The sequence below is a fragment of the Streptomyces sp. NBC_01429 genome (genome assembly GCF_036231945.1).
GTDB lineage: Bacteria > Actinomycetota > Actinomycetes > Streptomycetales > Streptomycetaceae > Streptomyces.
This window is the reverse complement of record NZ_CP109599.1, coordinates 2,000,791-2,023,962: the sequence shown is the minus strand read 5'-3', so window position 1 is coordinate 2,023,962 and position 23,172 is coordinate 2,000,791. Positions and strand designations below refer to the sequence as shown.

At 71.3% G+C, this 23,172-nt stretch carries 21 protein-coding genes and 1 pseudogene; 19 read left to right on the top strand and 3 right to left on the bottom strand.

Annotated elements, in window-relative coordinates; genetic code table 11:
* The first annotated feature begins 43 nt into the window (after positions 1-43).
* On the top strand, positions 44-1,465 hold the full coding sequence (locus OG627_RS08280) for a sugar porter family MFS transporter (RefSeq protein WP_329062954.1): 1,422 nt from the start codon (positions 44-46) through the stop codon (positions 1,463-1,465).
* Between the two features lie 4 nt (positions 1,466-1,469).
* Here OG627_RS08280 and OG627_RS08275 read toward each other — a convergent pair whose 3' ends face one another.
* Complete coding sequence (locus OG627_RS08275; RefSeq protein WP_329062952.1) at positions 1,470-2,936, bottom strand: purine-cytosine permease family protein; 1,467 nt, start codon at positions 2,934-2,936, stop codon at positions 1,470-1,472.
* A gap of 170 nt (positions 2,937-3,106) precedes the next feature.
* On the opposite strand from OG627_RS08275, the gene ftsY reads away from it, so the two are divergent.
* Positions 3,107-4,306 (top strand): signal recognition particle-docking protein FtsY, encoded by a 1,200-nt coding sequence (ftsY, locus tag OG627_RS08270; protein WP_329062950.1) that lies wholly within the window; start codon positions 3,107-3,109, stop codon positions 4,304-4,306.
* A gap of 84 nt (positions 4,307-4,390) precedes the next feature.
* On the opposite strand, the gene OG627_RS08265 is transcribed toward ftsY, so the two are convergent.
* Positions 4,391-5,062, bottom strand: coding sequence for a bifunctional DNA primase/polymerase (locus OG627_RS08265; protein ID WP_329062948.1), 672 nt, complete (start codon positions 5,060-5,062; stop codon positions 4,391-4,393).
* Between the two features lie 449 nt (positions 5,063-5,511).
* Between OG627_RS08265 and nsdA the strand changes: the two genes are divergently transcribed.
* From nsdA to ffh, 5 genes are all read left to right on the top strand, one after another.
* Entirely contained in the window at positions 5,512-6,990 is a 1,479-nt protein-coding gene (nsdA, locus tag OG627_RS08260) for a transcriptional repressor NsdA (RefSeq protein ID WP_329062946.1), read from the top strand.
* Positions 6,991-7,336: 346 nt separating this feature from the next.
* The gene (locus OG627_RS08255; protein ID WP_329062944.1) at positions 7,337-8,626 is read left to right on the top strand and encodes an ammonium transporter; all 1,290 of its coding nucleotides are present in this window, start codon (positions 7,337-7,339) and stop codon (positions 8,624-8,626) included.
* Positions 8,623-8,961, top strand: a complete 339-nt coding sequence (locus OG627_RS08250) for a P-II family nitrogen regulator (RefSeq protein ID WP_101390346.1) — start codon at positions 8,623-8,625, stop codon at positions 8,959-8,961. The genes OG627_RS08255 and OG627_RS08250 overlap by 4 nt, the downstream gene beginning before the upstream one ends.
* Positions 8,962-8,977: 16 nt before the next feature.
* Positions 8,978-11,446 carry a [protein-PII] uridylyltransferase gene (locus OG627_RS08245; protein ID WP_329062940.1) on the top strand — a complete coding sequence of 823 codons (2,469 nt, stop codon included), beginning with the start codon at positions 8,978-8,980 and terminating at the stop codon, positions 11,444-11,446.
* A gap of 222 nt (positions 11,447-11,668) precedes the next feature.
* Entirely contained in the window at positions 11,669-13,207 is a 1,539-nt protein-coding gene (gene ffh, locus OG627_RS08240; RefSeq protein ID WP_329062938.1) for a signal recognition particle protein, read from the top strand.
* A gap of 90 nt (positions 13,208-13,297) precedes the next feature.
* Here ffh and OG627_RS08235 read toward each other — a convergent pair whose 3' ends face one another.
* Complete coding sequence (locus tag OG627_RS08235) at positions 13,298-14,182, bottom strand: methyltransferase domain-containing protein (protein WP_329062936.1); 885 nt, start codon at positions 14,180-14,182, stop codon at positions 13,298-13,300.
* A gap of 662 nt (positions 14,183-14,844) precedes the next feature.
* Between OG627_RS08235 and OG627_RS08230 the strand changes: the two genes are divergently transcribed.
* The 12 genes and pseudogenes from OG627_RS08230 to OG627_RS08175 all read left to right on the top strand — a co-directional run bounded on the left by OG627_RS08230 (position 14,845) and on the right by OG627_RS08175 (position 23,066).
* Positions 14,845-15,438: a hypothetical protein gene (locus tag OG627_RS08230; protein WP_329062934.1), complete on the top strand. Its 594-nt coding sequence runs from the start codon at positions 14,845-14,847 to the stop codon at positions 15,436-15,438.
* 195 nt (positions 15,439-15,633) lie between these two features.
* Complete coding sequence (gene rpsP / locus OG627_RS08225; protein ID WP_114621803.1) at positions 15,634-16,071, top strand: 30S ribosomal protein S16; 438 nt, start codon at positions 15,634-15,636, stop codon at positions 16,069-16,071.
* Positions 16,072-16,073: 2 nt separating this feature from the next.
* Positions 16,074-16,313, top strand: a complete 240-nt coding sequence (locus tag OG627_RS08220) for an RNA-binding protein (RefSeq protein WP_030351741.1) — start codon at positions 16,074-16,076, stop codon at positions 16,311-16,313.
* A 158-nt stretch (positions 16,314-16,471) separates the two neighbouring features.
* The gene (rimM, locus tag OG627_RS08215; protein ID WP_329062929.1) at positions 16,472-17,071 is read left to right on the top strand and encodes a ribosome maturation factor RimM; all 600 of its coding nucleotides are present in this window, start codon (positions 16,472-16,474) and stop codon (positions 17,069-17,071) included.
* Positions 17,068-17,889, top strand: coding sequence for a tRNA (guanosine(37)-N1)-methyltransferase TrmD (trmD, locus tag OG627_RS08210; protein WP_329062927.1), 822 nt, complete (start codon positions 17,068-17,070; stop codon positions 17,887-17,889). Before rimM ends, trmD begins: the two co-directional genes overlap by 4 nt.
* Positions 17,890-18,018: 129 nt before the next feature.
* Complete coding sequence (gene rplS / locus OG627_RS08205; RefSeq protein WP_329062925.1) at positions 18,019-18,369, top strand: 50S ribosomal protein L19; 351 nt, start codon at positions 18,019-18,021, stop codon at positions 18,367-18,369.
* A gap of 72 nt (positions 18,370-18,441) precedes the next feature.
* Positions 18,442-19,341 (top strand): signal peptidase I, encoded by a 900-nt coding sequence (gene lepB / locus OG627_RS08200; RefSeq protein WP_329062923.1) that lies wholly within the window; start codon positions 18,442-18,444, stop codon positions 19,339-19,341.
* Positions 19,334-20,423: pseudogene (lepB, locus tag OG627_RS08195) on the top strand (signal peptidase I). Before lepB (OG627_RS08200) ends, lepB (OG627_RS08195) begins: the two are co-directional and overlap by 8 nt.
* Positions 20,320-21,288, top strand: a complete 969-nt coding sequence (gene lepB, locus OG627_RS08190; protein WP_329072480.1) for a signal peptidase I — start codon at positions 20,320-20,322, stop codon at positions 21,286-21,288. Before lepB (OG627_RS08195) ends, lepB (OG627_RS08190) begins: the two are co-directional and overlap by 104 nt.
* An 84-nt stretch (positions 21,289-21,372) precedes the next feature.
* Positions 21,373-22,137, top strand: a complete 765-nt coding sequence (gene lepB / locus OG627_RS08185) for a signal peptidase I (RefSeq protein WP_329062921.1) — start codon at positions 21,373-21,375, stop codon at positions 22,135-22,137.
* Between the two features lie 97 nt (positions 22,138-22,234).
* Positions 22,235-22,702, top strand: a complete 468-nt coding sequence (locus OG627_RS08180) for an NUDIX hydrolase (protein WP_329072478.1) — start codon at positions 22,235-22,237, stop codon at positions 22,700-22,702.
* A gap of 55 nt (positions 22,703-22,757) precedes the next feature.
* Complete coding sequence (locus OG627_RS08175) at positions 22,758-23,066, top strand: DUF2469 domain-containing protein (RefSeq protein WP_114621795.1); 309 nt, start codon at positions 22,758-22,760, stop codon at positions 23,064-23,066.
* Positions 23,067-23,172: the final 106 nt, after the last annotated feature.

Genomic DNA, 23,172 nt, shown 5'->3' with positions numbered 1-23,172 from the left:
CCCCCACGCCCGGCAACGCAGCCGGGCGGCCCCAGGAGAACACGTGACCAGCACAGCGCAGGTTCCGCCGCCCGGCGGCCGGGCGGCTCAGCCGGACCATCTCGGCCATGTCATCTTCATCACGGCCGCCGCCGCGATGGGCGGTTTCCTCTTCGGCTACGACAGTTCGGTGATCAACGGCGCCGTCGAAGCCATTCGCAGCCGGTACGACATCGGCTCGGCCGCTCTCGCCCAGGTCATCGCCATCGCCCTGATCGGCTGCGCGATCGGGGCCGCCACCGCGGGCCGGATCGCCGACCGGATCGGCCGCATCCGCTGCATGCAGATCTCCGCCGTGCTCTTCACCATCAGCGCGGTCGGCTCCGCGCTGCCGTTCAACATCTACGACCTCGCGGTCTGGCGCGTCATCGGCGGCTTCGCGATCGGGATGGCGTCGGTGATCGGCCCGGCCTACATCGCCGAGGTCTCCCCGGCCGCCTACCGGGGCCGGCTCGGCTCCTTCCAGCAGGCCGCCATCGTCATCGGCATCGCCATCTCCCAGCTGGTGAACTACGGCATCCTCCAGCTGGCCGACGGCGACCAGCGCGGCAAGCTGCTCGGTCTCGAAGCCTGGCAGTGGATGCTCGGTGTGATGGTGATCCCGGCGCTGCTGTACGGTCTGCTCTCCTTCGCGATCCCCGAATCGCCGCGCTTCCTGATCTCGGTCGGCCGGGTGGACCGCGCCAAGGAGGTCCTCGCCGAGGTCGAGAGCAAGGGCGTCGACCTGGACGCCAGGGTCGCCGAGATCCAGCACGCGATGCACCGCGAACACAAGTCGACCTTCAAGGACCTGCTGGGCGGCGGCGGTTTCCTCTTCCTGCCCATCGTCTGGGTGGGCATCGGGCTCTCGGTCTTCCAGCAGCTCGTCGGCATCAACGTCGCGTTCTACTACTCGGCGACGCTCTGGCAGTCGGTCGGCATCGACCCGTCCAGCTCGTTCTTCTACTCGTTCACGACCTCGATCGTGAACATCATCGGCACCGTGATCGCGATGGTCCTGGTGGACCGGGTCGGCCGCAAGCCGCTCGCGCTGACCGGTTCCATCGGCATGGCGGTCGCGCTCGCCTTCGAGGCGTGGGCGTTCTCGGCGAAGCTGGTCGACGGCAAGCTGCCCAGCACCGAGGGCACCGTCGCGCTGGTCGCCGCCCATGTGTTCGTGCTGTTCTTCGCGCTGTCCTGGGGTGTCATCGTCTGGGTCTTCCTCGGCGAGATGTTCCCCAACAGGATCCGCGCCGCCGCCCTCGGTGTCGCTGCCTCGGCGCAGTGGATCGCCAACTGGGCCATCACCGCGAGCTTCCCGAGCCTGGCCGACTGGAACCTCTCGGGGACGTACGTCATCTACGCCTGCTTCGCCACGCTCTCCATCCCCTTCGTGCTCCTGTTCGTGAAGGAGACGAAGGGCAAGACCCTGGAAGAGATGGGCTGAACCGTCACACGGAGAGACTCTCCGCGTCCTCCCCGGCCCCTGCCCCCGCCGCCGGACCGGCGGCGGGCGCCGGGGCCTTCGCGCGCTCGCGCGGCAGCACCGCGTACAGCGCCGCCGCGACCAGCACGGTCACGGCCCAGCCCAGCCCGTTCCGGCCGATCCACGTCCCGGCGAACGGACCGGAGAACCACTCCACCTCCGTGAAGAGCAGGCCCACCACCAGCGCCGTACCCCAGGACACCATCGCCGACGGCGCGAAGCCGCCCCGGTACCAGTAGCCGCTGGTGCGGCCGGTGTCCATCAGCGCGGTGCCGTCGTACGTACGCCGCCGGAGCATGTCCACGCCGAACACGCCGATCCAGGCCGAGAACGCCACGGCGAGCAGCGTCAGGAACGAGATGAAGGAGCCGATGAAGCTGGTGGCCACCACCATCAGCAGGAAGCCGAGGACCAGGCTGATCACCGCGTTGACACTCACGGCCCACGCGCGGGGCACCTTGATGCCCAGGGTCTGCGCGGTGAAGCCCGCCGAGTACATCGACATCGAATTGATCAGCACCATGCCGATCAGCGCGATCAGCAGATACGGCACCGAGATCCAGGTCGGCAGCAGCTTGCCGATGAAGGACACCGGGTCCTGCGCGGCGGCCAGATCCGGGGTGGCGACCGCCATCACCGCTCCCATCAGCACCATCGGCGCCACCACGATCCCCGCGCCGCCGATCGTCGAGCCGACCATGGCCCGGCCGGACGCGGTACGCGGCAGATAGCGGGTGAAGTCCGGGCCCGAGGGCACCCAGCTGATCCCGCCCGCCGCGATGGTGCCGATACCGGCGATCATCATGGCGGTCGATCCCGCCGGCCGGGCGAAGACGGCCGCCCAGTCGGTGTGCGTGACGAGATGGATCAGCACCAGCACGCTGAACGCGCCGAACAGGTACGCCGACCACTTGCTGCACACCCGCAGCGCGTTGATGCCCAGCCCCGAGACGAGGAAGGTGCACGCCACGAAGAGCAGCAGCGTCACCACGATCAGCGGCGTGCTGCTGCGCACCCCGAAGAGCAGGTCCAGCACCGACAGCATCGCGTAGGCACCGGTGACCGCGTTGATCGTCTCCCAGCCCCAGCGGGCCACCCAGATCAGCGTCCCGGGGAAGCGGTTGCCGCGCTGGCCGAAGACGGCGCGCGAGAGCGCCATCCCGGGCGCCCCGCCGCGCTTTCCGGCCACGGAGATCAGCCCCACGATGCCGTACGAGACGACGGGCGCGGCGAGGGCGACGGTCAGCACCTGCCAGAGGTTCAGACCGTTGAAGACGATCAGACCGGCGCCCATCGTGAGCAGCAGCACGCTGATGTTCGCGGCGACCCAGGTGGGGAAGAGTTCACGGACGTGACCGGTGCGCTCGTCGTCGGGGACGGGCTCCAGGCCACGGGTCTCTATCGCGCCTTCGGATGCGGAGGCGTGGGGCATGAAGAGGCTCCGTACAGAGGTGGGGGCTCCTGGGGGAGGCGGAGTCCGGGCGATGCCCAGAACCACCAGCATCGTACGTACGGGGCAAAAGGTCCAAATCGTGACCCGCATCCCGGTTCGATCCGCCGAATCCGGGGCCCGGGGCGGCCGTGGCTGATACTGGGTGGGTTATGGAAACCGTCATCCTTGTTGTAGTCATCGCCCTGGTCGCCATCGGCGCCATCGGCGGGCTCGTGGTCGGCAGCCGCAAGAAGAAGCTGCCGCCCTCGGAGCCGTCGAGCACGCCGACCATCACCGCTCCGCCCGCCGAGCCGCATGTCGGTGACGAGGCGGAGACTCCGCGCGACGAACCGCGCCGCACCATCGAGGAGGTCGGCCTCCCGGACTCCGGCGGAGCGCCGGTCACCGTCGAGGAACCGCCCGCGCCGCCCGCGCTCGAGATCCCCGAGCCGTCCGCCGGCCGGCTGGTCCGGCTGCGCGCGCGGCTCGCCCGCTCGCAGAACTCCCTCGGCAAGGGGCTGCTCACCCTGCTCTCCCGTGAGTATCTGGACGAGGAGACCTGGGAGGAGATCGAGGAGACCCTGCTGACCGCCGACGTCGGCGTCGCGCCCACCCAGGAGCTGGTGGAGCGGCTGCGCGAGCGGGTGCGGGTGCTCGGCACGCGCACCCCGCAGGAGCTGCGCACGCTGCTCAGGGAGGAGCTGGTCCAGCTGCTCGACCCGGAGTTCGACCGGGTGGTGAAGACCGAGAGCGGACTGGACACCCCGGCCGTCGTGATGGTCGTCGGGGTCAACGGCACCGGCAAGACCACGACCACCGGCAAGCTGGCGCGGGTGCTCGTCGCGGACGGGCGCTCGGTCGTGCTCGGCGCGGCGGACACCTTCCGCGCCGCCGCCGCCGACCAGCTCCAGACCTGGGGCGAGCGGGTCGGGGCCCGTACCGTACGCGGTCCGGAGGCCGGCGACCCGGCGTCGGTGGCCTTCGACGCGGTCAAGGAGGGCATTGCGGAGGGCGCGGACGTCGTCCTCATCGACACGGCGGGCCGGCTGCACACCAAGACCGGGCTGATGGACGAGCTGGGCAAGGTCAAGCGGGTCGTGGAGAAGCACGGCCCGCTGGACGAGGTGCTGCTCGTCCTGGACGCCACCACCGGGCAGAACGGGCTCGTGCAGGCGCGGGTCTTCGCCGAGGTCGTGGACATCACCGGCATCGTGCTGACCAAGCTGGACGGTACGGCCAAGGGCGGCATCGTGATCGCGGTCCAGCGGGAGCTGGGCGTGCCGGTGAAGCTGGTGGGCCTGGGGGAGGGGCCGGACGATCTCGCGCCCTTCGAGCCCGAGGCGTTCGTGGACGCGCTGATCGGCGACTGAGGTACGGAAGTACCGAGGCACGGCACGGGCGGGAGCGGGACCGCGGCCGGTCCCGTCTCCCCGCCGCGCACCGGGGGAGCGGCGCTACCCCGTGGCCGACCGGTGGCAGATGTACGCCAGGGTGCCGAGCAGCAGCCGGGCCTGGGGCGGGGCGGCCGCCGTGTCCAGGGACGGCGGGCGCAGCCAGCGGACCGGGCCGAGACCGGCCACCCGGGACGGCGGGGCCGCCACGTGCGTACCGGGCCCCAGGGCGTGCAGGTCGAGGTCCGCGTCGTCCCAGCCCATGCGGTAGAGCAGCTCGGGGAGTTCGGCCGCCGCGCCCGGCGCGACGAAGAAGTGCGCGCGCCCGGCCGGGGTCGCCAGGACGGGCCCCACGGGCAGCCCCATCCGCTCCAGCCGGACCAGCGCCCGGCTGCCCGCCGGTTCCGCGACATCGATGACGTCGAAGCCCCGGCCCACCGGGAGCAGCACCGCCGCGCCCGGCACCCGGGACCACGCCTCGCTGACCTCGCCGAGCGTCGAGCCCGCCGGAATCTCGTCCGGGCCCAGCGGATGGGCGCCGGGCGCCGCGCAGCCCGTATCGCCGCAGGAGCATCTCCCGCCCCCGCCCGGGACGCCGGGGACCACGTCCCAGCCCCAGAGGCCGGTGTACTCCGCCACCTCGGTGCACTCCGTGGCGCGCCCCCGGCGGCGTGAGCCGGAGCGCATCTCGCGGATGCCGCCCATCGTCCGGATACCGCCGATCGTGAAGACCATGCCCCCTCCAACGGGTTGGACTCGCCGGTGGTTACGTGTCGCAGTGTGCCCGTTACACTCCGTTGCCACCGGGGTGATCCGGGCGGCGCCAAGAAGCACTGAGGGGGGTGTAATGCGACTCGTGCGCCCCGGAATGCCACTGTGCGCCGTCCCTGACCGTGGTGTGTCAAGTCAATCGCGCCTTGTCGGGGGCGAGTTCATTCGAAGGGGTGGCGAATGGTGGCGATTGTGCCGCCACCCTCGCTGAAGGGGTGATCGTAGGATTACTTTCGGTGCACGGGTTTCGGGGACGGTGCGCTCGTGGGTATGCCAAAGGCAACTCGGTTTCCTGTTCGAAGAGGCACAAGCTCCGGACAGACGGCCGTCGCTCGCGGCATTCTGATACCGCCTCGCGCGGTGACACCTTCAGCGGCAGGGCTACACAGTTTTCGGTGGATGGGGGCTTTCCAGTGGACGGCAGTGGCGCAGACGGCACGAACACCGGCAAGCGCCCGAATGGGCAACTCGGCTCGTGGTTCCTGCGCAGCGGCTGGTCCAAGGGCGAGCTGGCACGTCAGGTCAACCGCAGGGCCCGCCAGATGGGCGCGCACCACATCAGCACGGACACCTCCCGCGTACGCCGCTGGCTCGACGGCGAACAGCCGCGCGAACCGATCCCGCGCATCCTCTCCGAGCTGTTCTCCGAGCGCTTCGGCGCCGTCGTCGCCGTCGAGGACCTCGGGCTGCGCGCCGCGCACCAGTCGCCCTCGGTCTCCGGCGTCGACCTGCCGTGGTCCGGCCCGCAGACGGTCTCCCTGATCAGCGAGTTCTCCCGCAGCGACCTGATGCTGGCGCGGCGCGGCTTCCTCGGCAGCTCGCTGGCGCTGGCCGCGGGACCCGCGCTGGTGGAGCCCATGCAGCGCTGGCTGGTGCCCGCCCCGGCGGGCGACCCGGCCCGCGGCGAGCCGCGGCCGGCGTCCCTGCCGCGCGGCACCCGGCTCTCCGGACCCGAACTCGACCTGCTGGAGTCGACCACCGCGATGTTCCGCGAGTGGGACGCCAAATGCGGCGGCGGACTGCGCCGCAAGGCCGTCGTCGGCCAGCTGCACGAGCTGACCGACCTGCTCCAGGAGCCGCAGCCCGAGGCCACCTCCCGGCGGCTGTTCCGGTGCGCGGCGGAACTCGCCGAGCTGGCGGGCTGGATGAGCTACGACGTGGGCCTCCAGCCCAACGCCCAGAAATACTTCGTGCTCGCCCTGCACGCCGCCAAGGAGGCCGGGGACAAGCCGCTCGGCTCGTACGTCCTCTCCTCCATGAGCCGCCAGATGATCCACCTGGGCCGGCCCGACGACGCGCTGGAGCTGATCCACCTCGCGCAGTACGGCAGCCGCGACAGCGCCACCTCCAGAACCCAGGCCATGCTGTATGCGATGGAGGCGCGGGCGTACGCCAATCTGGGCCAGCCGAGCAAGACCAAGCGCGCCGTCCGGATGGCCGAGGACACCTTCTCCGACGTCGGTCTGGACGGCGAGCCCGAGCCCGACTGGATCCGCTTCTTCTCCGAGGCCGAGCTGAACGGGGAGAACGCCCACTCCTACCGGGACCTGGCCTATGTCGCGGGCCGCAGCCCCACCTACGCCTCCCTCGCGGAGCCGGTCATGCGGCGCGCCGTCGAGCTGTTCGGCAAGGACGAGGAGCACCAGCGGTCGTATGCGCTGAACCTCATCGGCATGGCCACCGTCCACCTCATCAAGCGGGAGCCCGAGCAGTCCACGGCCCTTGCGGAACAGGCCATGGAGGTGGCCGCCAGCGTGCGCTCCGAGCGCGTCAACACCCGGCTCCGCAAGACGCTCTCCACGGCCGCCAGGGACTTCGGACACGTCGGCGACATCGTCGACCTCACCGAGCGCATCGCCGCCCGGCTGCCCGAGTCCGCGGAGGCCGTCTGACCCCCGGGCGCGCCCCGTCCCACCCCTCGCACCGCCCGCGCCCGCCCCAGGCCCCGGCCGCGGCTCTCACCCCGTACAGCCCGACACGGCTCCCCCGCCGCCAGGACAGCAGGGTGACGGCCGCGGCCGGTTTTCGATGCTCCGGTGATGGACGCAGATGGTATGCGCGGACACCGGGCCGGACCCGGCGGTTCATCGGCTCGTAACACACGGGACGCCTTCGTCACTGCCGCGAAACATCGAGCGGCACTGGCCGAAACCGCGCTGCGCCAATCTCCTCAGCACAGTCGGCCCCAGAACCTGAGCATCCGCACGGGCCGTTCCCACCCACGAGGAGACGCTGGCCTTGAATGGCGCAGATACCGCATTCGTACTGATCAGTGCCGCGCTCGTCATGCTGATGACGCCCGGCCTGGCATTCTTCTACGGCGGCATGGTGCGGGTGAAGAGTGCCCTCAACATGCTCATGATGTCCCTGATCTCGCTCGCGATCGTCAGCGTCGTGTGGGTCCTCTACGGATACTCACTGACCTTCGGTGACGACATCGGCGGCGGGCTCCTGGGCAACCTCGACCACATCGGCTTCAAGGGCATCTCGGTCGACCTCCTGACCGACGGCAAGACCGGAATCCCGGTCTTCGCCTTCGCGCTCTTCCAGATGATGTTCGCGATCCTCACCCCGGCCCTGATGAGCGGCGCGCTCGCGGACCGCGTGAAGTTCAGCGCCTGGGCACTGTTCATCACCCTCTGGGTCTCCGTGGTCTACTTCCCGGTCGCGCACTGGGTCTGGAGCAGCGACGGCTGGCTGCACAGCCTCGGTGTGATCGACTTCGCCGGTGGTACGGCGGTCCACATCAACGCCGGTGTCGGCGCCCTCGCCGCGGTCCTCGTGGTCGGCAAGCGCATCGGATTCAAGAAGGACCCGATGCGGCCGCACAGCCTGCCGCTCGTCGTCCTCGGCATGGCCCTCCTGTGGTTCGGCTGGTTCGGCTTCAACGCCGGCTCGGAGCTGGCCGCCGACGGCACCGCCGCGCTGATGGCCTTCAACACGCAGATCGCCACCGCCGCAGCGATGGTCGGCTGGCTCGCCTACGAGCGGATCCGGCACGGCGCGTTCACCACGCTGGGCGCCGCCTCCGGCGCCATCGCCGGTCTGGTCGCGATCACGCCCTCCGGTGCCAACGTCAGCCCGTTCGGCGCCATCCTCATCGGTGTCGTCGCCGGCGCGATCTGCTCCTGGGCGGTCAGCCTCAAGTACAAGCTCGGTTACGACGACTCCCTCGACGTCGTCGGCGTCCACCTCGTCGGCGGTGTCATCGGCACCCTGCTCGTGGGCCTGCTGGCCACGGACGGCATGGGCGGCCTGGAGCAGTTCGGCAAGCAGGCCGTCGGAGCCTTCTCCGTCATGGCGTACTCCTTCGTCGTCTCCTGGATCCTCGCCAAGATCGTCGACGCCACCATCGGCTTCCGTGCCTCGGAGGACGACGAGACCAGCGGTGTCGACATGGCGTACCACGCGGAATCGGCGTACGACTACAGCGCGGTCGGGGGCTCCCCGTCCGGCCGTAGTAGCGTCGCCGCCCCGGACCAGGACCAGACCGTCGCCGCCGCGACGAGCAAGAAGGTGGACGCATGAAGCTCATCACCGCAGTCGTGAAGCCACACCGGCTGGACGAGATCAAGGAGGCCCTCCAGGCCTTCGGCGTCCAGGGGCTCACGGTCACGGAGGCCAGCGGATACGGCCGGCAGCGCGGCCACACCGAGGTCTACCGGGGTGCGGAGTACACCGTCGACCTCGTACCGAAGATCCGTATCGAGGTACTGGTCGAGGACGACGACGCCGAACAGCTCATCGATGTGGTGGTCAAGGCCGCCCGCACCGGCAAGATCGGTGACGGGAAGGTATGGAGCGTGCCGGTCGAGACGGCGGTCCGGGTCCGGACCGGCGAACGCGGCCCGGACGCACTTTAGAGACGGGAACGACTGGGTGACGAGCCTCGAAGAGACCACCGAACAGACAGACTCGGGACCCAGCGGTTACGCGGCGGCCCGGCTGCGCCTCCTCCAGGAGAAGGCGCGGTCCGGGCCGCCGCGCCGTGCCGCGCTCGCCCGGCTCACCGACGACTGGCTGAACGCGCTGTTCACCACCGCCGCCCGGGAGACCTCGGTCCAGGGCGCGGCCCTCGTCGCCGTCGGCGGCTACGGACGCGGGGAACTCTCCCCGCGCAGCGACCTCGACCTGCTGCTCCTGCACGACGGCAAGTCGTCCCCGGCCGCCGTCGCGGCCCTCGCCGACCGGGTCTGGTACCCGGTCTGGGACCTCGGACTCGCCCTCGACCACTCCGTCCGCACCCCCGCCGAGGTGCGCAGGACCGCCGCCGACGACCTCAAGGTGCAGCTCGGGCTCCTCGACGCCCGCCACATCGCCGGCGATCTCGGCCTCGTCACCGGCGTACGCACCGCGGTCCTCGCCGACTGGCGCAACACCGCCGCCAAACGCCTGCCCGCCCTGGACGAACTCTGCCGGGAACGCGCAGAGCGCCAGGGCGAGCTGCAATTCCTGCTCGAACCCGACCTCAAGGAGGCCAGGGGCGGCCTGCGCGACGCCACCGCGCTGCGCGCCGTCGCCGCCTCCTGGCTCGCCGACGCGCCCCGCGAAGGGCTCGCCGACGCCCGCCGCCGGCTCCTCGACGCCCGCGACGCCCTGCACCTGACCACCGGCCGCGCCACCGACCGGCTCGCCCTCCAGGAACAGGACACCGTCGCCACCGAACTCGGCCTGCTCGACGCCGACGCCCTGCTGCGCCAGGTGTACGAGGCCGCGCGCACCGTCTCGTACGCCTCCGACGTCACCTGGCGCGAGGTCAACCGGGTGCTGCGCTCCCGGTCCGTACGCCCCAGGCTGCGGGCCATGCTCGGCGGCAAACCCGCGCCCGACCGCACCCCGCTCGCCGAGGGCGTCGTCGAACAGGACGGCGAGGTCGTCCTCGCCCGCACCGCGCGGCCCGAGCGCGACTCCGTGCTGCCGCTGCGCGCCGCGGCCGCCGCCGCGCAGGCCGGGCTGCCGATCTCCCTGCACGCCGTACGCCGCCTCGCCGTCGCGGCCAAGCCACTGCCGGTGCCCTGGCCCGCCGAGGCCCGCGAGGAACTCGTCACGCTGCTCGGCGCGGGCGAGTCGACCGTCCCCGTCTGGGAGGCGCTCGAAGCCGAGGGACTGATCAGCGGGCTGCTGCCGGACTGGGAGCGGGTCCGCTGCCGCCCCCAGCGCAACCCCGTCCACACCTGGACCGTCGACCGGCACCTCGTGGAGACCGCCGTCCAGGCGTCCTCCCTGACCCGCCGCGTCGGCCGCCCCGACCTCCTGCTGGTCTGCGCGCTGCTGCACGACATCGGCAAGGGCTGGCCCGGCGACCACTCCGTGGCCGGTGAGGTCATCGCCCGCGACGTCGCCGCCCGGATCGGTTTCGACCGCGAGGACATGGCCGTCATCGCCACCGTGGTCCGCCACCACCTGCTGCTCATCGACACCGCGACCCGGCGCGACCTGGACGACCCCGCCACCGTCGGCTCGGTCGCCGCCCGGGTCGGCTCGCTCACCACGCTGGAACTCCTGCACGCCCTCACCGAGGCCGACGCGCTCGCCACCGGGCCCGCCGCCTGGTCGTCCTGGCGCGCCTCGCTCGTCACCGACCTCGTCGCCCGGGTGGCCGCCGTCCTCGCGGGCGACGACCCCGCCGAGCCGGAGCCCACCGCGCCCAGCGCGGAACAGGAACGCCTCGCCGTCGAGGCGCTGCGCACCGGCGGTCCCGTCCTGGCGCTGCACGCCCAGACCGAGCCCCCGAGGGAGACGGCGGACGGCGCGGGCCAGGACACCACGCCCGAACCCGTCGGCGTCGAGCTGCTCATCGCCCTGCCCGACCGGCCCGGCGTGCTGCCCGCCGCCGCCGGGGTGCTGGCCCTGCACCGGCTCACCGTGCGGGCGGCCGATCTGCGCGCCGTCGAACTCCCCACCGAGCTGGGCACCTCCGAGGTCCTGCTGCTGAGCTGGCGGGTGGCCGCCGCCTACGGCTCCCTGCCGCAGGCGGCCCGGCTGCGCGCCGATCTGGTCCGCGCCCTGGACGGCTCCCTGGACATCCGCGCCAGGCTCGCCGAGCGCGAGGCCGCCTACCCCCGCCGCCGGGGCGTGCAGGCCCCGCCGCCGCGCGTCACGGTCGCCCCGACCGCCTCCCGGCACGCGACCGTCATCGAGGTGCGCGCCCAGGACGCGCCGGGGCTGCTGCACCGCATCGGCCACGCGCTGGAGACGGCGGCGGTACGGGTGCGCAGCGCGCACGTCTCCACCCTGGGCGCCAACGCCGTGGACGCCTTCTACGTCACCACCGAGCGCGGTCGCCCCCTCCCGGCGGCGGACGCCGCCGAGCTGGCGAGCGCGGTGGAGACGGCGCTGCGCGGCTGACCAGGACCGCGTCGCGCGGCGCCGTCCCGGACGGCGCCGCGCGGCCGTTCCGTACGACCGGGGGCGGAGCCCGTTCCTCCCCGTCGTACCGGTCCACGTACGGTCCACCCACCCACGGGGCAGACCGCACCGCGCGCGGCCGGATACCCTGGGGGACGGTCTGTCCCGCACCGCGCGGAACGGGCCCCCACCCGCTCCCGACACCGAGGATTCGCGACCGCCGTGTTCGATACTCTCTCCGACCGCCTCGCAGCCACATTCAAGAGCCTCCGGGGCAAAGGGCGCCTCAGCCCGGAGGACATCGACGCCACGGCCCGCGAGATCCGCATCGCCCTGCTCGAAGCCGACGTGGCGCTGCCCGTCGTCCGCGCCTTCATCGCGAAGGTCAAGGAGCGCGCGGCCGGCGCCGAGGTCTCCCAGGCGCTGAACCCCGCCCAGCAGGTCATCAAGATCGTCAACGATGAGCTGATCGGCATCCTCGGCGGCGAGACCCGCGTCCTGCGCTTCGCCAAGCAGCCGCCGACCGTGATCATGCTCGCCGGTCTCCAGGGTGCCGGTAAGACCACCCTCGCCGGAAAGCTCGGCCTCTGGCTCAAGGGCCAGGGCCACACCCCGCTGCTCGTCGCCTGTGACCTCCAGCGCCCCAACGCCGTCACCCAGCTCTCCGTGGTCGCCGACCGCGCGGGGGTCGCGGTGTACGCCCCCGAGCCGGGCAACGGCGTCGGCGACCCCGTCAAGGTCGCCAAGGACTCCGTCGAGTACGCGAAGACCAAGCAGCACGACGTCGTCATCGTCGACACGGCGGGCCGTCTCGGCATCGACGAGGAGCTGATGCGCCAGGCCGCGGACATCCGCGACGCCGTCAGCCCCGACGAGGTCCTCTTCGTCGTGGACGCGATGATCGGCCAGGACGCCGTCAACACGGCGGAGGCGTTCCGCGACGGTGTCGGCTTCGACGGTGTCGTCCTCTCCAAGCTCGACGGCGACGCCCGGGGCGGCGCGGCCCTCTCCATCGCGCACGTCACCGGCAAGCAGATCATGTTCGCGTCCAACGGCGAGAAGCTGGACGAGTTCGACGCGTTCCACCCGGACCGCATGGCGTCGCGCATCCTCGACATGGGTGACCTGCTCACCTTGATCGAGCAGGCCGAGAAGACGTTCAGCCAGGCCGAGGCCGAGAAGATGGCCTCCAAGCTGGCGAGCAGCAAGGGTGGCAAGGACTTCACCCTGGACGACTTCCTGGCGCAGATGGAGCAGGTCAGGAAGATGGGCTCCATCTCCAAGCTGCTCGGCATGCTGCCCGGCATGGGGCAGATCAAGGACCAGATCAACAACATCGACGAGAAGGACGTGGACCGCACCGCCGCGATCATCAAGTCGATGACCCCGGCCGAGCGCCACGACCCCGTCATCATCAACGGTTCGCGCCGGGCCCGTATCGCCCGGGGTTCCGGTGTCGAGGTCAGCGCCGTGAAGAACCTCGTGGAGCGCTTCTTCGACGCCCGCAAGATGATGTCCAAGATGGCGCAGGGCGGCGGGATGCCGGGCATGCCGGGCGTCCCGGGGATGGGCGGCGGCCCCGGCCGCGCGAAGAAGAAGGTCAAGCAGGCGAAGGGCAAGCAGCGCTCGGGCAACCCGATGAAGCGCAAGGCCGAGGAGCAGGCGGCGGCGGCACGCCGCGCGGAGGGCGGCGGCCTGCCGGCGGCGGAGCCGGACAAGTCCTTCGAGCTGCCGGACGAGTTCAAGAAGTTCATGGGCTGACCGGCCCGCACACCTCGGGCCCTCCCCGCACACCTCGGACCGGCCCGGCGTCTCCATGCCTCCCATGGGCGAGCCCTCGCCCATGGGAAGTCAGGGCGTTCTGGCGATCAGGTACCGGAAGACATTGGGCATCCACACCGTGCCGTCACGCCGCAGATGGGGATGGAGCGCCTCGCCGATCTCCTTCTCCACCTGCCGCCGGTCCGTCGCCCGGATCGCCCCGTCGAACACCCCGGTCGACAGCAGCCCGCGTACCGCGCTGTCCTGGTCCGCGTACCCGAAGGGGCACGCCACCCGGCCCGAGCCGTCCGGTTTCAGTCCGGCGCGCGCCGCGACGTCCTCCAGGTCGTCCCGGTGCGCCGGGTGCCAGCCGCCCTTGCGCAGCCGGTCGGTCAGCCGGCCGGCGACCCGCAGCACCGCGTCCGTGGCGCACCGCTCCGGCGGCCCCCAGCCGGCCAGCACCACCGGGGTGCCGCGCCCGGCCAGCGGTATGGCCGTCCGCAGCGTCGGCCCGAGCCCCCGCGCGCCGTCGGCCGCGCTGCCGATCGGCTGGAACGCGGTGATCAGGTCGTACGGCGCGCGTCCCGGCTCCGTACCGGCATCGGCCATGTCGGCCATGCGCTCCTCCGGCAGCAGCGTCCCGGCGCCCGGCGGCGGTGCGGCGGCGCCGTCGTGGTCCGCGCTCGCGGCCAGCCGCTCCCTGGCCAGCGCGAGCCGTTCGGTGTCGGAGTCCACGCCGGTCACCCGCGCGCCCCGGGTGGTGGCGAGCAGCAGGGCGAGGCCGGTGCCGCAGCCGAGTCCGAGTACCCGGGTCCCGGCGCGCACCTCCAGGCGTTCGTAGACCGCTTCGTAGAGCGGGACCAGCATCCGTTCCTGGATCTCGGCCCAGTCCCGGGCGCGTCCACCGGCGTCCGCGGCGAGCGCCGGAGCCGTACGTGACGGCTGCTGATCGTGCTGGGTGAGCGTACGTGTCATGGATAGCGCCCCAATCCGCCGAGAGGTGTTGGCCGTGCCGCCGTGCCGGCCCCCCGTGTACGTGCGCGCTCACATCCCCCGTAAGCCAGAGAACTCCCCATCCGTGCCCGCGTCCAGTGGGTGACCGGGCCCGGCGGGTGTCATGGGGGGCGCGCTCCGGGAGTGCGCCCTCTGGAGAATGGCCGGTTCCCGTCGCCCCGGGAGAGGTTCGCGACGCCGGCGCACGGCAAGTGCCGAGGTCGGGGGCCCGGCCGTCCCGAAGTCGCTCCGCGGCGCGATGGAAATAGGCCAAATGGGTGAGGATCGGTGCGCTGTGAACCGGCGTGGGACCGGGCGTCCCGGGGCGGGCGGTGCGTAAAGCGGACGCGGCCCCCGGTACTGTCGCCGTCGAGCACCGTGCCCGCCGGAGCCGGCGCGTACGCCCCCGGTGGGCGGTGCGCGCGCCTGCCGCACGGCCCGCCGGTGCCGCTGGACGTAGATCGTCTACGCGCCGCTACGTACCCGCCGCTACGTACCGGCTTGCCACGGGCTGCGAGGCTTTCTCCGCAGATCGACGCACCCGCCCTCGTCAGGACGCATCAAGGGCAACTGACGGGTACGTGCAAATTATTTGGGATGCCCCGTAATGGAACCCGGGAGGCTTCCGGCTCGTTGTTCACGACGTGAGCACGACACCACCTGTTCTCGCCGCAGAGCTGGCACAGGCGTGGGCCGACATTCAGCGGTCCCACCCCGAGCTGCCGGATCTTGCCGCGCCAGAGTCCCTGATCGGAGAGTCGTCGTCCGCCTGCGGCGCCGAGCTCTCCTTCGAACGACTGCTTCACGAAGCGGTCCACGGCATCGCCGCGGCCAGAGGTGTCCGTGACACCTCGCGCGCGGGCCGCTACCACAACCGCAGATTCCTGGCGATCGCCGAGGAGATGGGCCTCGACCACCCCGACGAACCGCATCCCAGCAGCGGTTTCTCGCTGGTCGCGCTCAGCCCCGAGGCCAAGCGCCGATATCGCCCGACCATCGAGCGACTCCAGCGCGCCCTCAAGGCGCACACCGTCGCGACGGCCGCCGACACCAAGCGCAGCTTCCGCGGCCCGGCCGCCCGGCACGGCTCCTCCGGTGGAGGGGTGCGCGTCAAAGCGGTCTGCGACTGCGGGCGGAACGTACGGGTCGTCCCGTCGGTCCTCGCCCAGGCGCCGATCGTCTGCGGCGGCTGCGGCAAGCCCTTCCGTATCCCGGAAGCGGTCGCCGCTGCGAGTTGAGCGTCGCTGTTCCACCCCGCCCGGGGCCGGGTCCGGCCCCGGCGCCGGGTGTGGCAGAATGGCCAGCTGTACTCGACAGTCGCACAGGACCCCTCTCTCCTCCGGCTGACGCGTCCATCGGGCGGATCGGGTACCGCAACCCCACGCGGCATCCCGGTGTGCCCAACCACGTCAAGACCAGGAGACACCACTCCAGTGGCAGTCAAGATCAAGCTGAAGCGTCTGGGCAAGATCCGTTCGCCTCACTACCGCATCATCGTCGCCGACTCCCGTACCCGCCGTGACGGCCGGGCCATCGAGGAGATCGGTCTGTACCACCCGGTGCAGAACCCCTCGCGGATCGAGGTCGACTCGGACCGCGCGCGTTACTGGCTGTCCGTCGGCGCCCAGCCGACCGAGCCGGTTCTCGCGATCCTCAAGCTGACCGGTGACTGGCAGGCGCACAAGGGCCTGCCGGCCCCCGCGCCGCTGCTCCAGCCGGAGCCGAAGGCCGACAAGCGGGCCCTCTTCGAGGCGCTCACGAAGGACGGCGACGAGCCGAAGGGTGAGGCCATCACCCCGAAGGCGAAGAAGGCCGACAAGAAGGCGGACGAGGCCGAGACCCCGGCCGCCGCCGAGTCGACCGAGGCCTGAGCATGCTCGAGGAGGCTCTTGAGCACCTCGTGAAGGGCATCGTCGACAACCCGGACGAAGTGCAGGTCGCCTCGCGCAACCTGCGGCGCGGCCGGGTGCTGGAGGTCCGGGTGCACCCCGACGACCTCGGCAAGGTGATCGGCCGCAACGGCCGCACCGCACGTGCTCTGCGGACCGTTGTGGGCGCCATCGGCGGCCGCGGCATCCGCGTCGATCTCATCGACGTGGACCAGGTCCGCTGACACAGCTGAACACCGGCTCGGGCCGGGGAAGGCCACGGCGGCCCTCCCCGGCCCGTGTCCGTTTCCGGTGCTGACCGGCCGCCATCAACGAACCACCACGGCAGACGACTCCTCCGCGCGAGCGGGCGGCGGTCCGGCCGCTAAAGGAGCAGCGCAGCGTGCAGTTGGTTGTCGCGCGGATCGGCCGCGCTCATGGCATCAAGGGTGAGGTCACCGTTGAGGTGCGTACGGACGAGCCCGAACTGCGGCTCGGACCCGGCGCCGTACTCGGCACGGAGCCGGCCTCGGCCGGACCGTTGACGATCGAGACCGGCCGGGTGCACAGCGGCAGGCTGCTGCTGCGCTTCGCGGGCGTACGCGACCGCACCGGCGCCGAGGCGCTGCGCAATATCCTGCTGATCGCCGAGATCGACCCGGAGGAACTCCCCGAGGACCCGGAGGAGTTCTACGACCATCAGCTGATGGACCTCGATGTGGTGCTGGCCGACGGTACGGAGATCGGCCGGATCACCGAGATCTCCCATCTGCCCTCGCAGGACCTGTTCATCGTGGAGCGCCCCGACGGCAGCGAGGTGATGATCCCCTTCGTCGAGGAGATCGTCACCGAGATCGACCTGGAGGAGCAGCGGGCCGTCATCGACCCGCCCCCGGGACTGATCGACGACCGCGCGGAGATCGCCGCCGGCGGCGACTCCGGCGGCGGTTCCGTCGCCCAGGACGGCGAAGGCGAAGGGCGCGGCGGGGACGGCGACCGATGAGGCTCGACGTCGTCACGATCTTCCCGGAGTACCTGGACCCGCTGCACGTCTCGCTCGTCGGCAAGGCCCGCGCGAGCGGTCGGCTCGACGTCCATGTGCACGACCTCCGGAGCTGGACGCGCGACCGGCACAACACGGTGGACGACACCCCGTACGGCGGCGGTCCCGGCATGGTCATGAAGACCGGGCCCTGGGGCGAGGCGCTGGACGAGGTGCTGGCCGACGGTTACGAGGCGGACGCACGCGGCCCGGTCCTCGTCGTCCCCACCCCCAGCGGGCGCCCCTTCACCCAGGAACTCGCCGTCGAGCTGTCCGCACGCCCCTGGCTGATCTTCGCGCCCGCCCGTTACGAGGGCATCGACCGCCGGGTCGTGGAGGAGTACGCGACCCGGATACCGGTCGTGGAGGTCTCCATCGGGGACTACGTGCTCGCGGGCGGCGAGGCGGCCGTGCTCGTGATCACCGAGGCCGTGGCCCGGCTGCTGCCCGGGGTCCTCGGCAACGCCGAGTCGCACCGCGACGACTCCTTCGCCCCCGGCGCCATGGCCGATCTGCTGGAGGGGCCCGTCTACACCAAGCCGCCCGAGTGGCGCGGCCGGGGCATCCCGGACGTCCTGCTCAGCGGCCACCACGGCAGGATCGCGCGGTGGCGGCGGGACGAGGCGTTCCGCCGTACGGCGCTCAACCGGCCCGATCTGATCGAGCGTTGCGACCCGGCGGCCTTCGACAAGAAGGACCGCGAGACGCTCTCCATCCTGGGCTGGTCGCCCGAGCCCGGCGGCCGATTTTGGCGCAGGCCGGACGGCGTGGAAGAATAGGCCGCTGCCGTACGTCCGATGTGCGCCCCTGCCACAGGGGGACCGACGCCCGCCCGACGCGAACGGCACCCAGACTCTCTCTCGATCATCCGCTGATGACCTGTGGCATCAGCGAGGAAGCAGAACGACATGCCCAACCTGCTCGACGCCGTCGCCTCCGCGTCGCTCCGTACCGACCTGCCCGCCTTCCGCCCCGGCGACACGGTGAACGTCCACGTACGCGTCATCGAGGGCAACCGCTCCCGTATCCAGCAGTTCAAGGGTGTCGTCATCCGCCGCCAGGGTTCGGGCATCAGCGAGACCTTCACGGTCCGCAAGGTCTCCTTCTCCGTCGGCGTGGAGCGCACCTTCCCGGTCCACAGCCCGATCTTCGAGAAGATCGAGCTGGTGAGCCGCGGTGACGTCCGTCGCGCCAAGCTCTACTACCTCCGTGAGCTGCGCGGCAAGGCCGCGAAGATCAAGGAGAAGCGCGACCGCTGAGCGCGTCGCTACGGGGCGCGGGGTTCCACTCCCGCCCGGGTCCACACGGCCGCCGGATAAGATCTGGCCCCGATGGACACCGAAGCACAGCACACGGAGCGTGACCGCTCGTCCCCGCCCCCCGAGGGGGACGGGGACCGGTCACGCTCCGCGCGTTTTTCCGGACCTGTTCCGGACGCCGGGGCCGGATCTGTTCCGGACGCCGGGACCGGACCTGTTCCGGACGCCGGGACCGAAGATGTCCCGGACGGCGAGACCGGTCGCGGACCCCTGGGCGGAGCGGACCCGGCGGCCCGGCGGCTCGCCCGGCTGTCCTGGCGGCGGGCCGGACTGCTGAGTCTTACCTGCGCCGTTTTCGTACTCCTCTTCAGCACCTTCGTGCTCCAGCCCTTCCTGATCCCCAGTGGCTCGATGGAGCCGACCCTCCAGGTGGGGGACCGGGTGCTCGTCAACAAGTTGGCGTACCGTTTCGGTACCGAGCCGGAGCGCGGTGATGTGGTCGTGTTCGACGGGACCGGATCCTTCGTCCAGGAGCCCCCGGGGGAGAACCCCGTCACCGGCCTGCTGCACCGGGCGGCCGCGGCCCTCGGTCTCGCCGAGCCCGCCGAGACCGACTTCGTCAAGCGCGTGGTCGGGGTGGGAGGCGATCGGGTGGTCTGCTGCGACAAGGGGGGCAGGGTCGAGGTGAACGGCCGTGCGGTCGGAGAACGCTATCTGTACCCGGGGGACGAGCCCTCCGCCGTCCCCTTCGACATCGTCGTACCCGGGGGAAGACTCTGGGTCATGGGCGATCACCGCAGCAACTCACGCGACTCCCGGGACCATCTCGGCGAGCCCGGCGGCGGCATGGTGCCGGTGGACAAGGTGATCGGCAGGGCCGACTGGATCGGCTGGCCGCTGGACCGCTGGACGGCTCCGGGGCGTACGGACGCCTTCCGGGACGTCCCGGCCCCGGGGGGCGCTCATGGGTAAGCGCCGGCGTCCTGCCGCCCACGGGTCCGACACCCGGCTCCCGACCGGCAGCCGGCCCACGACGGGCCGGGCGCTGCCGGGACGTGCCGAGCGGCGCAAGCTCGCCCGCCGGGTCAAGACGCGCCGCCAGCGCAACGCGATGAAGGAGATCCCGATCCTCGTCACCGTGGCGCTGGTGATAGCGGTCGTCCTCAAGACCTTCCTGGTACAGGCGTTCGTCATCCCGTCGGGGTCGATGGAACAGACGATCAGGATCAGCGACCGCGTGCTGGTGGACAAGCTGACGCCCTGGTTCGGCTCGAAGCCCCAGCGCGGCGACGTCATGGTCTTCAAGGACCCCGGCGGCTGGCTGGACGACGAGAAGCCCCCGCCGGACAACTCCCCGGCGGTCGTCAAGGGCGCCAAGCAGGTGCTCACCTCCATCGGGCTGCTGCCGTCCGCCGACGAGCAGGACCTGATCAAGCGCGTCGTCGCGGTCGGCGGTGACACCGTCAAGTGCTGCGACCAGAACGGCAAGGTCACCGTCAACGGCATGCCGCTCACCGAGCCGTACATCCAGCCGGGCGACGCGCCCTCCACCATCTCCTTCGAGGTGAAGGTGCCCGCCGGCCGCTACTTCGTGATGGGCGACCACCGGTCCAATTCGGCCGATTCCCGCTTCCACCTCCAGGAGGAGTACGGCGGTACGGTCTCGCAGGACGAGGTCGTCGGCCGCGCCGTCTACATCGCCTGGCCCTTCAGCCACTGGACCGGCCTCGAACAGCGCGACACCTACGCCTCGGTCCCCGACGCGACTCCCGCGCCGACGCCGGTGCCAGCGCTGTCGAATAGTGTGTCTCCGCGAGATCTGAACGGATTGCCGCGGCTCCCGAGCCCTGCGGAACTCCCGCTCGTTATGGGAGTGGTGGGCCTGTCCCGTCTCCGGGGCAGGCGATCTCACGGAGTATTCGCACGGAGTAAGGAGTGGATGTGGGGGATGTGGCGGTCGGCGCACGATCCGGACACGACGATCCCGAGGAGGGACGCGAGCAGCTCGCCGAGTCGCCCGAACCCGTGACGGACCGGACAGCGCGATTCGGTGACGACGACGGTGAACGGAGCGGCGGCGGCGGGCCGGGCGGCGCCGAGCGGAGCGACGGCGAGCGGGACGACGGGGAGGGCGCGCCGGTGACGGCCAAGCCACGCTCCTTCTGGAAGGAGCTGCCGCTCCTGATCCTCATCGCGCTGGCGCTCGCGCTGGTGATCAAGACCTTCCTGGTGCAGGCGTTCTCGATTCCCTCGGACTCCATGCAGGACACCTTGCAGCGGGGCGACCGGGTGCTGGTGGACAAGCTGACGCCCTGGTTCGGAGCGGAGCCGCAGCGCGGCGAGGTCGTGGTCTTCCACGACCCGGACAGCTGGCTGGGGGACACCCCGACGGTGGAGCCCAACATGGTGCAGCACTTCCTGAGCTTCATCGGACTGATGCCGTCCGCCGAGGAGAAGGACCTGATCAAGCGGGTCATCGCGGTCGGTGGCGACACGGTGGAGTGCAAGAAGGGCGGCAAGGTCACGGTCAATGGCCACGCGCTCAACGAGACGGACTTCATCTACCCGGGCAATACGCCCTGTGACGACAAGCCGTTCGGGCCGATCAAGGTGCCCAAGGAGCGGATCTGGGTGATGGGCGACCACCGGCAGAACTCGCTGGACTCCCGGTACCACCAGGAGCTGGACGGCAACGGCACGGTTCCCAACGACAAGGTCGTCGGCCGCGCCTTCGTAGTGGCCTGGCCCGTCAACCGCTGGTCGATGCTTCCGGTGCCCGGCACCTTCGACCAGTCGGGGCTGAGCGCGGCCGCCGCGGTCGCCCCGGCAGCCGTCCCGGGGGCGCTCGGTCTCGCCGGAGCTGTCCCGCTGGTCCTGTGGCGCAGGAGGAGGCTGACCCGCACGCGGACCGGCGGGTAGGGTGCCGTCCCGGATCGTCTAAGTCCGAGGATCACGCTCCGCCGCGCGGGGCGATCGTTCTCCGGAGACCGGGGGAGTGCTGGGATGAGCGCGACAGGACGTAGGAACGACGGCCGCGGCCGTCTCGGCAGTGCGCTGTCGGGGCTGGCCGTGGCCGTCGGCTGTGTGCTCTTCGTCGGCGGATTCGTGTGGGCCGCCGTCGTGTACCGGCCGTATGCCGTGCCGACCAACTCGATGGACCCGACCGTGAAGGCCGGGGACCGGGTGCTGGCCCAGCGGATATCCGGCGACGAGGTACGCCGGGGCGATGTGGTGGTCTTCACCGACGCGCAGTGGGGCGACATGCCGATGGTGAAGCGGGTGGTCGGCATCGGCGGCGACAAGATCGCCTGCTGCGACGCCGACGGCCGGCTCACCGTGAACGGCAAGTCCGTCGAGGAACCGTACGTCCAGGGAATGATCGGCGGACGGGCGTCCACGAGCGACTTCGACGCGACGGTGCCCACGGGCCAGCTGTTCCTGCTCGGCGATGAACGCAGCGGCTCCCTGGACTCCCGGGTCCACCTCCAGGACCCCGGGCAGGGCTCGGTGCCGCGCTCGGCGGTGAACGCGCGCGTGGACGCGGTGGTCTGGCCGCTGGGCGGTCTGATCGCCCGGCCGGACGGCTTCGCGGCGCTGCCGGGCGGGGTCTCCGAGCCCGGCCCGGTGAAGCCGATCGTCGCGGCGGTGCTGGCGGGGGTGGCGCTGATCTTCGGCGGTGCGCTGTACGGGCCGGTCGCACGGCTCGCCACCCGCTCGCGCGGCGCCGGCCGGCGCAAGGAGGAGGTGCCCGCGCGTGGCACGCGATGAGGCGGCACCCGAGGAGGGGACAGCCGAGCGGGGGACAGCCGAGCAGGGGGCAGCCGAGCAGGGGACAGCCGAGGAGAGCGGCGGGGCGCCGCGCAAGGTGGCCCGGGTGGTGCTGCTGGATCCGCGGGACCGGATCCTGCTGCTGCACGGCCATGAGCCGGACGACCCGGACAACAACTGGTGGTTCACACCGGGCGGCGGTCTGGAGGGCGGCGAGAGCCGCGCGGAGGCCGCGCTGCGGGAGCTGGCCGAGGAGACGGGGATCACCCAGGTGGAGCTGGGGCCCGTGCTCTGGCGCCGGACCTGCTCGTTCCCGTTCGACGGGCGCCGCTGGCATCAGGACGAGTGGTACTTTCTGGCCCGTACGGCACAGACCGAGACCTCCCCGGCCGGGCTGACCGAGCTGGAGCTGCGCAGTGTCGCCGGGTCGAGGTGGTGGACCTCCGCCGAACTGTCGGCGGCGCGTGAGACGGTGTATCCGACCAGGCTCGCCGAGCTGCTGCGCACGCTGCTCGACGAGGGTCCTCCCGGTGCGCCGGTGGTTCTCGCCCCCGAAAACGTCTGAGGGGAGCGGCGGCCGGAGCACAATGGGGGGACGTACGGCTGAAGGGGAACATGCCATGAGCGCCGAGGACCTCGAAAAATACGAGACCGAGATGGAGCTGAAGCTCTACCGGGAGTATCGAGATGTCGTCGGTCTGTTCAAGTACGTGATCGAGACCGAGCGGCGTTTCTATCTCACGAATGACTACGAGATGCAGGTGCACTCCGTCCAGGGTGAGGTCTTCTTCGAGGTCACGATGGCCGATGCCTGGGTCTGGGACATGTACAGGCCGGCCAGATTCGTCAAACAGGTCCGCGTGCTCACTTTCAAGGACGTGAATATCGAGGAGCTGAACAAGAGCGACCTCGAAATGCCCGGCGGCTGATGGGCTGCTGCTGAAGACACTGCCGCACTGCCGCACTGCTGAACGCGCCGCTGAGGGCACTGCTGGGCCGAGGGCGCCGAGGGGCTGAGGCGCAGACGGGCTGAGG